The 12447-nt window shown below is 35.7% G+C and carries 10 protein-coding genes and 1 pseudogene; 3 read left to right on the top strand and 8 right to left on the bottom strand.

Annotation, left to right across the window (positions count from 1 at the left end):
- Positions 1 to 582, bottom strand: coding sequence for a ribosome biogenesis GTP-binding protein YihA/YsxC (gene yihA, locus IGJ37_RS07880; RefSeq protein WP_002357155.1), 582 nt, complete (start codon positions 580 to 582; stop codon positions 1 to 3).
- A gap of 97 nt (positions 583 to 679) precedes the next feature.
- Positions 680 to 1933, bottom strand: a complete 1254-nt coding sequence (gene clpX, locus IGJ37_RS07885; RefSeq protein WP_002357154.1) for an ATP-dependent Clp protease ATP-binding subunit ClpX — start codon at positions 1931 to 1933, stop codon at positions 680 to 682.
- A 191-nt stretch (positions 1934 to 2124) separates the two neighbouring features.
- On the opposite strand from clpX, the gene IGJ37_RS07890 reads away from it, so the two are divergent.
- On the top strand, positions 2125 to 3153 hold the full coding sequence (locus IGJ37_RS07890; RefSeq protein WP_002362025.1) for a lactonase family protein: 1029 nt from the start codon (positions 2125 to 2127) through the stop codon (positions 3151 to 3153).
- A 90-nt stretch (positions 3154 to 3243) separates the two neighbouring features.
- On the opposite strand, the gene IGJ37_RS07895 is transcribed toward IGJ37_RS07890, so the two are convergent.
- From IGJ37_RS07895 to rihC, 3 genes are read right to left on the bottom strand one after another with little or no spacing between them, the layout of a single operon-like run.
- A complete protein-coding gene (locus tag IGJ37_RS07895) occupies positions 3244 to 3720 on the bottom strand; it encodes a GNAT family N-acetyltransferase (protein ID WP_311792048.1) in 477 nt (158 codons plus the stop codon).
- An 11-nt stretch (positions 3721 to 3731) separates the two neighbouring features.
- Positions 3732 to 5105: a C4-dicarboxylate transporter DcuC gene (dcuC, locus tag IGJ37_RS07900; protein WP_002360057.1), complete on the bottom strand. Its 1374-nt coding sequence runs from the start codon at positions 5103 to 5105 to the stop codon at positions 3732 to 3734.
- A gap of 16 nt (positions 5106 to 5121) precedes the next feature.
- Entirely contained in the window at positions 5122 to 6075 is a 954-nt protein-coding gene (rihC, locus tag IGJ37_RS07905) for a ribonucleoside hydrolase RihC (RefSeq protein WP_325814857.1), read from the bottom strand.
- 146 nt (positions 6076 to 6221) lie between these two features.
- Between rihC and IGJ37_RS07910 the strand changes: the two genes are divergently transcribed.
- Both IGJ37_RS07910 and IGJ37_RS07915 read left to right on the top strand, forming a co-directional pair.
- The gene (locus IGJ37_RS07910; protein WP_325814858.1) at positions 6222 to 8135 is read left to right on the top strand and encodes a PfkB family carbohydrate kinase; all 1914 of its coding nucleotides are present in this window, start codon (positions 6222 to 6224) and stop codon (positions 8133 to 8135) included.
- Between the two features lie 118 nt (positions 8136 to 8253).
- On the top strand, positions 8254 to 9762 hold the full coding sequence (locus tag IGJ37_RS07915; RefSeq protein WP_325814859.1) for a helix-turn-helix domain-containing protein: 1509 nt from the start codon (positions 8254 to 8256) through the stop codon (positions 9760 to 9762).
- Between the two features lie 314 nt (positions 9763 to 10076).
- Here IGJ37_RS07915 and IGJ37_RS07920 read toward each other — a convergent pair whose 3' ends face one another.
- The 3 genes and pseudogenes from IGJ37_RS07920 to IGJ37_RS07930 all read right to left on the bottom strand — a co-directional run bounded on the left by IGJ37_RS07920 (position 10077) and on the right by IGJ37_RS07930 (position 12445).
- Entirely contained in the window at positions 10077 to 10922 is an 846-nt protein-coding gene (locus tag IGJ37_RS07920) for a hypothetical protein (RefSeq protein WP_002357144.1), read from the bottom strand.
- A pseudogene (locus IGJ37_RS07925) lies at positions 10915 to 11441 on the bottom strand (5-bromo-4-chloroindolyl phosphate hydrolysis family protein). Before IGJ37_RS07925 ends, IGJ37_RS07920 begins: the two are co-directional and overlap by 8 nt.
- Positions 11442 to 11725: 284 nt before the next feature.
- Positions 11726 to 12445 carry an MIP/aquaporin family protein gene (locus IGJ37_RS07930; protein WP_002357140.1) on the bottom strand — a complete coding sequence of 240 codons (720 nt, stop codon included), beginning with the start codon at positions 12443 to 12445 and terminating at the stop codon, positions 11726 to 11728.
- Positions 12446 to 12447: the final 2 nt, after the last annotated feature.

The following is a 12447-nucleotide window of genomic DNA, read 5'->3' on the forward strand; positions in this document are numbered from 1 at the left end:
CTATAGAAACTTTTCAATTGCTGTCCAAGCTGCTTCTTTTCCTTCTTTTGTTTCAGAAGAGAAAATAATAAAGTCATCTTGTTTATCAAAATTCAAGGCTTTTTTGATGACACTCTCGTGTTTGTTCCATTTGCCTCGCGGAATTTTGTCTGCCTTAGTTGCCACAATAATAACTGGCAAATCATAGTATTTCAAAAATTCATACATTTGGATATCATCTTGGGTCGGCGGATGACGTAAATCAATTAAAGAAACGACTGCACGTAATTGCTCACGTTGCGTGATATACGTTTCAATCATTTTTCCCCACTTCGCACGTTCTGTTTTAGAAACTTTGGCATAACCATAGCCAGGAACATCCACAAAGTGTAAGGCATCCTCAATTAAATAAAAGTTTAGCGTTTGCGTTTTACCAGGTTTGCCTGAAGTTCTTGCTAAATTTTTACGATTAATCAAGGTATTAATAAAAGATGATTTCCCAACGTTCGAACGTCCAGCTAAAGCAATCTCTGGTAATTGAGATTCAGGGTATTGTTTAGGGGATACCGCACTAATCACGATTTCTGCATTATGTACGTTCATTGTTTTCCTCCGTTCTTCTATTCAGTCTTTCATTCAAAAGCTTAACAAAAACAGCTCTTTCGGAGATCCGCCGAAAGAGCTGTTTTCAGCTTCAATCTTATACAGCTTCTTTATCTTTTTTGTTATAAATAATTGTTGGTTTACCGGTACCTTCAGCGGCCATTTTAGTAATGATAACTTTTTCAATACTTTCATCTGAAGGAACATCAAACATTACGTCCATCATAATTTCTTCAATGATTGAGCGAAGTCCGCGTGCGCCAGTATTACGTTCAATGGCTTTGGCTGCGATGGCTTTTAATGCTTCTGGTTCAAATTCTAATTTAGTGTCATCAAGAGACAATAATTTTTGATATTGTTTCACCAAGGCATTCTTCGGTTCTGTTAAAATTCGAACTAAATCATCATTCGTTAATTTATCAAGCGCAGCCATTACAGGTAAGCGTCCAATAAATTCTGGAATTAAACCAAATTTCAATAAATCTTCTGGAATAATATGTTGCATGATGCTTTCTTCTTCATTTAAAGCAGAATTAGTTTTACCAAAACCAATAGTTTTTTCGCCTAAGCGGTTTTTAACAATGGTTTCAATCCCATCAAATGCTCCACCAACGATGAAGAGAACATTCGTTGTGTCAATTTGGATAAATTCTTGATGTGGATGTTTGCGGCCCCCTTGTGGTGGTACACTTGCAACTGTTCCTTCAAGAATTTTTAGTAAGGCTTGTTGAACACCCTCACCTGAAACATCTCGAGTAATCGAAACATTTTCACTCTTACGGGCAATTTTATCAATCTCATCAATATAGATAATGCCCTTTTCCGCGCGTTCAACATTATAGTCAGCAGATTGTAGTAATTTTAAAAGGATGTTTTCAACATCTTCCCCTACATAACCTGCTTCTGTTAAACTGGTCGCATCAGCGATTGCAAAAGGTACATTTAATGTTTTTGCTAACGTTTGAGCCAAGAAAGTTTTACCTGAACCTGTTGGTCCAATTAAACAAATGTTACTTTTTTGCAATTCAACGTCATCTTGAGTTGCAGCTGTTTCTGATTGATTTACACGTTTATAGTGATTGTAAACAGCAACAGAAAGTGTGCGTTTTGCACGTTCTTGTCCAATAACATATTCATTTAAAACATTTAAAATTTCTTGGGGTTTTGGCACATCCGTTAATTCTCGGACTGCTTCATCATAAAATTCTTCATCAATAATCTCTTTACATAGATCAATACATTCATTACAAATATAGACACCCGGACCAGCAACAATTTTTTTTACTTCTTCTTGTGTTTTCCCACAAAATGAACAACGAACGGTCCCGTTATTATCCGTATTGTCGTACATGTTCGTCACCCCTCTAAAAATCAAAAAATGACTGTCATCACAGTCTCTCATCATAATAGCACAAACCACTTTAAAATGCGAACATCTCAGATAGAAAGTTTTATTGTTCTTAGACTTCTTATGGTATACTACATTATATAAAAGCACTTTCATAAAAAGTGATTGTGTTGAAACAAATTGGAGGAATTGTGATGTTAGAACAAATTTTACTAGGTACCTATACTCGAAGAGCCAGCCAAGGCATTTATAAAATTGCATTAGATACGACACAAGGTCGTTTAACAGAAGCGACACTTTTGTTAGAAGAAACGAGTCCTACCTATCTTGCTCTGAGTCAAAAGGGCGAACTTTTTAGCGTCACTAGTGTTGACGGTGAAGGTGGCACTGCCGCTTATCAACCAGAAATGGACCATTTTAACTTATTGAATAAAGTAACTGAGGAAGGTGCGCCGCCATGTTATGTAGCTGTTGACGAAAACCGACAACTTGTCTATGCAGCAAATTATCACCAAGGTATCGTTCACGTGTATCGTATCTTAGAAGATGGTTCTTTGGAAGATGCTGACAAAGTGATTCATACAGAGCCAACTGGTCCTCATGAAAACCAAAACAATGCCCATGTTCATTACACAGATTTGACGCCTGATCAACGCTTAGTCGTCTGTGATCTAGGAACCGATCGTGTGTATACGTATAATGTTAGCTTAGATGGAAAGCTTTCTGAAATCGCTCAATTCGTGACTGAGCCAGGGACTGGTCCACGTCATTTAGTGTTCCATCCAACAAAATCATTGGCTTATTTATTTGGTGAATTAGATAGCACTGTTTCAGTTCTTTCATATGATGAAACAGATGGTTCTTTCACTGAATTACAAAAAGTTTCTACTTTACCTGCTGATTATGATGCGTTTAATGGTGGTGCTGCGATTCGTATTTCTTCTGATGGCCGTTTCCTTTATGCTTCAAACCGTGGCCATAACTCAATTGCTGTCTATGCTGTTTCAGAAAATGGCGAAGCGATTGAACGAATTCAATTAATTTCAACAGAAGGCGATATTCCGAGAGATTTTGATTTAGATCCTTCTGAAGGTTTCATCGTTGTCGCTAATCAAGACTCTGATAACTTAACACTTTATCGTCGGAACCAAGAAACAGGCTTATTAGAAATGATTCAAAAAGATGTTGCTGTTCCCGAATGTGTTTGTGTTTTATTTGTATAATTAAGTTGACTATTTCCTTGGAAAATAACAGGAGTCAGATGCTAATTAATGTTTGCATCTGACTCCTGTTTTCTTATTTTAAACGATGGATTAGTTCTCCAATTCTTTAACGTATAAATAAAAAGAGCCAAAGTCTAAGCGATTCATTTGTAAAGATTCATGAATTTTTGTGAACCCTTTACTTTCGAAAAATCGAATCATTCTATGGTTTGTATGATTAGTTTGAGCATACATTTTACGTCTTCCTTCCCAGACTGCTCGTTTCTCCAATTCATGGAACAACAAACTGCCATAACCCTTGGCAATATAATTAGGCGAAGTTGCAAAGCGCTTTAACCAAACAAAGTCTTGTTCCTGCTCCATACATAACGTTGCCATTGAAAGAATCATTTCTTCGTGCACTAGCAAATATAATCGTTTTTTTGTAATGTCTTCTTGGATATCTCCTTGAGAAGGGTAGTCCTTTGTCCACTGTGTAATGCCCACAACATCCATATATGCCTTTACTTCTATTAAAAATGGAAAAATCATCGGTAACTCTTTCTCATCAGCCACTCTAATTTTCATTGTTTATTCTCTTAATAAGGTAACAATAGAATCGACAAGACAATCACACTAATAATGCCAATGATGGTCGGTACACTCGTCCGTTTTAAAATTCTGATGGGACTAACTCCTACTGTTGATGCGACAATCATGACAACTGCTGCTACAGGAGAAATCGTTCTAGTTAAATTCGCGATCATCTGCATTGGCAAGGAAATTAAAATACCATCAATCCCTGCTTTTTCGGCAATCCCAGGGATTAGTTCGATAACCGCATAAAACATTGCCAGACCACCACCGCTTAAAATTCCAAAAAGGGTCGTTGCACCGCTGAAAATTAAGGTCGTAACGATTCCTGCTGAACTTGACGCTTCGACAGATGCCATAATACTATCAATAATTCCTAACGTTTGAATCGCAGACGTGAATAATGAACCACCTACGACAAGCATCACAACTTGACTAAACCCTTGCCCCATTCCTTTAAACATCTCGACAGCTGTATCTTGAACCTTTTTAAAAGATTTCAAGCGAAGCGTCTCAACCAATACAGCGATGAAGAAAGAAATAAATGTAAGAACAAAAATATCCATCGTTATTCCTTTAATAAACATTCCTGCGATTCCTACTCCAACAATTAATAATAGCGGTAATATTGGCAATATTGCATAAAATTTAGGAACATCAAATTCTTTTTGTTTGCTTAAGCCCTCTTCATTTAATGAAACATAGGCAGCCTCACCTTCTTTTTTATCGCAGTATTTTTGCCAGAAGTACTGTGCAACCGCAATGATTAATAACGATGGCAGCGAAATTTTGGCATTCCATACAACATAATTTAACACATCATAACCAAGGGTATTTGCGGCGATTACGTTATCTGCGCCTAAAGGTGTTGGCATGATAGTTGCCGTCATTGCAATCACACCTGCAGCAGTTAATGATGAAATCCCCATGCTGGCTAGCATCGGATATAATATAGACATTAAAATAATCGCTAAGCTTGATGCACTAGGAACTACTAGTGACATTAAATTTCCAATTAAAAAGACCACAGGGACAAATAACGATTTACGTTTAATCTTCATTAATGGTTTCACCAAAAAGTTGACAGCCATCTGATTGGCCCCGATTGCATTCATATAGCCTGAATAACCAAAAAGAATCATAATTACAATTCCTGCTGAACTCACTTGTGCAATAATTGTATCTTTAAACTTCAAGAAAATATCAAATAATCCAAAACCGGTTCCTTCCCCTGCAGGATAAATGGGATGTCCTAACATCCATGCACATGCAAGTAGAACAAGCGCACCAATAATTAAGCTGAGTGCGGGATGATAATTTTTTACAATCAAATAGGCTACAACAACTAAAACGACCAACACCAATAAACTTTCAATCATACTTATCCTCCTTCAGTTAATTAACCGCTTTCATTTTTTCGACAACCCATTTTTGAAAAGCTTCAACATTTACATCTATACAGGCAACGGCATTCGTGTTTTTATGATACTTCATTTTTAAATCCGCAACAGTAGCTCCCGCAGCTGGACCTTCCAAAGCAACTTCAATGAACGTTTCAGTTGTCTCAAATAATTCTGGTGAAGTTAAATAGGCAATCGCACAGACATCATGCATTTTCAAACCTGTAGTTAGACTGCCGCCTCTATAATGACGGAAAAGACCATAAAACATTTCCCCAACTCTACCAAGCGCTCTGATGGCTGTTACTTCATGATTCGTTAACACAGCTTGACTTGTAACATCTAATCCTACCATTGTTAGCGGGACACCTGATTGGAAAACAATTTGTGCAGCGTGTGGATCGACATACGTATTAAATTCGGCACTTGTATTTGTATTTCCCCTTGCTAATGAGCCACCCATCATGACGATTTCTGCAATATTTTCTTTGATTTCTGGATAGAGGGTCAGTAACAAAGCAATATTCGTTAATGCAGCAATTGGAACAATGGTCAAAGGAACATCACTAGACAGAATTTCTTTTCGCATAGCTTCCACTGCATGAATATCTAAACACGTAGAGATAGGTTGCGGAAACTCAAAGCCATCCATGCCAGTCTCCCCATGAATCTCAGCAGAATCTTCCAATTGAATAAGTAACGGACAATTACACCCCTTGGCTACAGGAACCTTTTTCCCAAAAAAATCGACAAGTTTCAAAGCATTATTTGTTGTTTTTTCTACATCTACATTCCCTGCAACCGTCGTTATTAAGCGAACTTCTAGGTTAGGATGATTCAGTGCAATCGCTAAAGCTACAGCATCATCAATTCCTGGGTCCGTATCAATAATGATCGGTCTTTTCTTTGTATCCATTTTTCTTCCTCCATTCACATTTAGGAAAAACATTTCCGGAAACGTTTTCTTAATTTGAGATTAACAGCGCTTTCATTGAAAGTCAAGCAGAATTTCTAAATAATAAATAATTAGGCTTTTTCTTGACTTTCTGCTTTTAGAATGCTTACTATAAAAAAGAGTTCAGTGAAAGGACGAAAATGATGAATATTAAAGATATTGCAAAATTAGCTGGCGTTTCCGCTTCAACTGTATCCAAAATTATAAATAATAAAGATCAAACTATTAGTAAAGAAACCCGTGAGCGTGTCTTAAAAATCGTTCGAGATTACAACTACACACCTTACTCAGCAAATCTCGTCACAAATAGTACTACAAAAACCTTCGTGTTATTATTAAATAGCCATGAAACTTTTGAAGCTTGGGTTACGAGCTTTATTGATAAAGCTCAAGAAAATGGCTATAACTGCTTGATTTTAAATAGTCACGGTAGTTTAGAACAAGAACTGAAAAATATTACCTCGCCAACTTTAAAACAAGCCAGTGGCATTATTTGGGACCCAATCAATGAAAACAGTAAACAATACGCGAAATTTATAGAAGAATTAACGATTCCTTACTATTTCGTCAATCACTCAACTAACGAATTACCTTCTCTAGCGGGGCTTTATGAAGAAGCTAGTTATGTTTTAACCCAAGAATTATTACAGAATAACCATAAAAAAATTAGTTATTTCGTCACTAACCCAAAATATAAAGAAGCAATTATTGCAGGCTATAAAAAAGCCTTGTTTGATGTCAATTTACCCTTTAGTAAAGAAAATATTTTAACTACTATCCCTGCTGATTTCAGTAATCAGCTTATCACAGATGGGATTACGGGTATCCTTACTGATGACTATACCCAGGCTGTTTTTTTGGAACAGCTTTTAAAGCAGAGCGGTTTGCGAACCCCCGATAATTACTCTTTACTCGCAATTAAGCGAAAAATTGATCGTTCATTTTTACCTGATCATATTTCTTCCGTCTTATTAGATACAGAGACGTTTGGTAGCAAGTTAGCCTTATTATTGCTTAACAAACGCAAAGAAAAAACAGGCTTGATTAATGAGGCTGAAAAATTGGTGCTAGATCACAAAAATACATTAGGCATGTCTAGTGTTAATCCACATAGCAAAATGATTGTAGTGGGTAGTTTAAACGTTGATAATTATCTGTATTCAACAAATTTACCACATAACGGCAAAACAAATTTTTTGTCTAGCTATGCTAAATTCCCCGGCGGAAAAGGATTAAATCAAGCTGTTGGCTTAACCAAACTGGGCCATCAGGCCACCTTAATTGGTTGTTTAGGCTCAGACACAGATGCGAATTACTTATATAAAGAATTAGAAAAATACCACGTTACGACAGATGGTATCACACGTATTCAAGATACTGAGACTGGTCAAGCTTATATTTATGTTGAGACAAGCGGCGACTCCATGATTTCAATCTTACCTGGTGCAAACACAGCGCTTACGCCTAAAAAAATCGCACAGCAAAAACACCTATTTATGGATGCCAGTTTTTGTCTCATTCAAACAGAAATTCCTTTGTCTGCTGTAGATAAAGCTTGTGAAATCGCCCAACATTCAGGGGTACCGATTATTTTAAAACCAGCTGCTATTCATCATATTCCAGTGAATATACTAGAAAAGGTTGATTTTTTCATTCCCAATGAAGATGAATTATTGGAACTTCAACCAGATACTGGTACATTAGAAGAGAAAGCGGCGTACTTCTTAGAAATGGGCGTAAAAAATGTCATTGTTACTTTAGGAAAAAAAGGCGTGTTATTAAAAACACCCCAAGTGTGCCACTATTTCCCTGCAACAGAAAATATAGCTGTGGATAGCACTGGTGCCAGTGACAGCTTTATCAGCGCGCTCGCCTCCTATCTTTCGAAAGGTTATCCGACTGAAGCAGCCATTCAAATAGCAATTCAGGCTGCAGGATTTTCAGTTTCTAAAGAAGGGGTGATTGATTCTTTAGTTGATCACGTCACTTTGGAAAATTATTTGATAAAAAAAGAACCAGCTCTTTTTGCTCATCGTAACACCTGTATCGACTGACACAGGTGTTTTCCTGCTGAATATCTTGTTATTTTCTCATAAACCAATGAGAATTGTTCTTTTTTATTACAATTTATTAGGCGAACTATTATAATAAAAGAGAAGTTATAACTAAGGAGTGAGTCTCATCAAAACACAAGATGCCATAAAAACATTTTTACTTTCAAAGAAAACACAAAAAAAATTGGCTGTCTTTTTATACTTAGCAAAACAAACAAACCTTGATTTATCTAGTGTTGCCCGAAAATTCGATCTTTCTACTAAAAATTTATCAATTTATCTTCGTGAAATTCAAGAAGACTTAGCAACCCTTCCTGAAAATACCTTAGAGATTCAGATCCATCACGGAAAAATTTCATTACATACGACTTCCAATGATTTTCTTTCCCACTATTTTTTATTATTTAATTATTACTGTGTCCATTCTACTGACTTCATTCTTTTTCAAGCAATTATCAAAAAAGAAAACAATTCTGTCTGGAAAGTGAGTCAAGAAACTAATTTTAGCTCATCTTACATTTACAAACGGTTAAATAACATTAATAAACTATTTGGTTTGTATGGAATTTCCGTCCATTTTTCCCCCTCCGCGAGTAAAGTGATTACAGGTTCTGAATTTCAAGTCCTATATGCTTTTCTTGATGTCTACTGGACCATCTTTTTAAATACCTTAGCCTTACCACGTTATACCTCTACTTATTTTGAAGATATACTGACGCAACATATTAAACCAGAAATTCTTGAACGCTTGGAACACGCTTCTCTACTAAAATTAAATTTACTTTTACACATCGCAAAATATCGCTTTCCATATACTTGTGAAGATGATCTCCAAAAAGAATTTGAAGAACATCCTTATTTAAGGCTTTTCTCAGACTCAAAACAAACTATTTTTTGTTCCCAATCAAATTTTTCAGAAGATCAACAGCGGGTTGTAGATATCATTGCACCCATTGCCATTGATAATTTTGATTCAGCAAAACGAGCCAAAGATTTACTGGCTGCTCTAAATGAAATTTCTTGCCCAGAATATTTCTACGTTGATTCTTTATTAACCAATTTTTGCGAAGTTTTTCAAATTCCAAAAATGCGTGAATTTGATCGTCATTACTTCTTACTTATTTTATTTAAAAATATTATCTATAACCAATTATTTATTTCACAGCAACCAAATACCGCAATTCTAGATTTTTTAGTCAATAAAAATAGTACTTATCAAAAAGATTTACAGAAAGAAATCTATGCTTTTTATCAAAACTTTTCAGCGCATTCCCCTTATCAGTTAAGATTTAAGGATCAGGAGAACCCAATTTGGACATGTGAATTGTTGTTACGAATTTATAAGCACTATAGTCCCCGCAAAAAAATTAAAATTGGTGTTGCATATTCTCGCGATTTTTACATTGCTAGCTTTATTATGATGAAAATCAAGCAAGCATTTAGTGAGGATATTATTTTTGAACGAACCGATTTTTCTAGTTGTGATATTGTGATTACTGACTATCCCTTATTTGATTTACCAAAAGAAATAGACCGAATTTACATTTTAGAAGAAGAATTAACCCGAGAAGATTGGGAACTAATTTTCAGTAAAATAAGTATCACCATTTTTGATTTGCAATATTAAAACAAACATCAAGCGCCAACCTGTCTCACCAGCCATAATGAAAACAAGCAACCTACAAACCACTTCTGCCAGTTTTAGTCTGACAGAAAATAGTTTGTAGGTCGCTTGTATATTGCTGTTCTTTTCTACGTTACCTTCAAAGACAATCTAGTAAGTGGGTACACGTCGTACTTCAGTCCTTAAAGTGCTACGCTTCCACCGCTGATCAGTTTTTAAGCCTGAGACGAAGATCCAAAGTGTTTTTTGTCTCAGGCTCTTACATTTTTTCAACAAAGGTATTGCTAGGCGCTACTTGAAGCTGAAAACTATTTTCTCTATCGAGATTCCTCATCAGTAGACTCAAATTTAAAACTTTTTTCTATAAAAGCGACTTCTTTTGCGTATGTTTTTACAAAAGAAGAATAGTCTTTGGGATCTTTGACCTTTTCCAATTGGTCAACAGAGACTTCTAATTCAAATCCCGTCCCATCTTTAAAGAGATAATATTTTGAGATGTCTGTATATCCTTGATTCCGTTTTAAAATATAGCCGGTTTGTACATCAGCAATTTTATCAATTGGGTATGCTTTGATAAACTCTTTACTTGTATCTAAATAATCAGAAAGACTGTTGATAAGATTGCCAGAAAGGTACATACCTGCCGATGTATAATAGTCTCTTTTTTCATAAAAACTGATATTGCCTAGATATTTTGTATCTGGATACTCCTCTGTAGAAGGTAAAATTAAAAAGTTCTTTCCGCCACTGGTTTCAATATCGGCATCGCCGATAATTTCTATTTGGTAGCCTTGATTAAATAAAAGTTTATTTTCTTCTATTGTGACTTTTAGTGGTTTTTCTAAATCAACAGGTCCAGTTGTGGTAAGTCCAGCTTCTTTTAAAGGATAAACATCTTCTGATGAAGCGGAGTAATCCCAATAATCATCTTTCTCCGCAAGATCAATATATACTATAAAGCCAATTGCTACAGCAATGCCTATCCAAATAATTTTTTTGTTCTTTTTTTGTTTTTTCTTTTTTTTCGTCTGTGGTTTTACCACTTTTTTATTTGGGTTAGGAAGTTGCTTTACTGTGTCTGTTCTTGTGACAGGAAAAAACGACCATTTTGGCTTTTGAAAAAGCGCATCATATGTATCATAAAAATTCTTTTGTTTAGCCATTTTTTCTCTCCACTAATTTTTTTGATAAGGCAATTTCCTCAGATGCTTCGGAGACTAATCTTTCATAATCATCTGTGATACTTTCCGACAACACTCGTATGGTACTTAAGATACCATTGGTTGCAAGTGTTATTTCTTCTGTTGACAATTTATCTTCTTTAATGCTTAAAAACCGTTCTGATGCTCGTAAAATCTCTGGTACCTTATGATATAAAAAATCACTAAAATGAGTAATTGCTTCTGGATACTTCACTAAGTGTTTAAAGATGCCCTTAGCGGAAGCAACACCCAGTTCTACTTGTTCAATTTTTTTAAATTTCGTGACTTATTCGTTAGTTCGTTTAAATAAATAATTTGTTTTTTTAATTCGTCCATAATTCTTTGGTACATCTCTAGGTCACTGTCCGTTAGATGGTGCGTCGTTTGATATTTTTTTAGATTTTTTTTATAACGGAAATACGTACGACCATTTCTATAAATAACCCAACCAATGTACCCAGTCCCCACTAACAAAACCATTATCCCATTCAAATCATGTACTCCTTTTTAAATTAGTATATATTACTGAACACATTGTCCAGCTTAAAATTGACAAATAAATATGAAATGTTACTCCCCCACTTACTTGTGCACTTTTATTGTATCATATAGGAAAATTGTTCTGTTCCGCATTTAGACAAATTGTCTAAATGTCTAAGGAAATCTTTTTTGGTTTAATATGTAGCAAAAAAACACTTGCAAGAATTGATTACTTCTCACAAGCGTTTTTTATTGTCTAAAACAACTATTTACATTTCATTTTATTAAATAGTGAATAAATAAATTACTGCAGCTAATGAAGCACCTAAGATAGGTCCCACAATTGGCACCCAAGAATAAGCCCAATCGGAATCACCTTTTGTTTTCACAGGAATAATTTGGTGCGCTAAACGAGGTCCTAAATCACGTGCAGGATTAATTGCATAACCTGTAGGTCCGCCTAATGATAGACCTAGTCCTAAGACCAAAATCCCAACAAGCATTGGGTTAATGCCAGCCGCTAAGTCGTTTTGAGAAAAGGCTAGTAAGCCAAAAACCAAGACAAATGTGCCGATAATTTCTGTTAAAACATTGGCTGGATAGTTACGGACAGCTGGACCAGTGGCGAAGGTTCCTAAAATAGCACCTTTGTCTTCTGTAATGTTCCAATGGGGTAAATAAGCTAACCAGACAACTAAACCACCAATAAAACCGCCTAGGACTTGAGCTACGATATAAGGTAAAACCATGCCCCATTCAAAGTTTCCAGTAATTGCCATCGCAACTGTTACAGCAGGATTTAAATGCGCTGGACTCATATACCCAGACATGTAAACAGCTAATGTAACAGCAGCGCCCCAACCTAAAGCAATAACGACCCAACCAGAAGCAAAGGCTTTGCTTTTCTTCAAGTTAACTGCGGCACAGACGCCATCCCCTAGTAAAACTAAAATCATCGTTCCGAAAAATTCACCGAATAATTGTGTCATCATCGAAGTTCCCATTT

It is taken from the genome of Enterococcus sp. AZ104 (genome assembly GCF_050546705.1).
Lineage (GTDB): Bacteria > Bacillota > Bacilli > Lactobacillales > Enterococcaceae > Enterococcus > Enterococcus faecalis.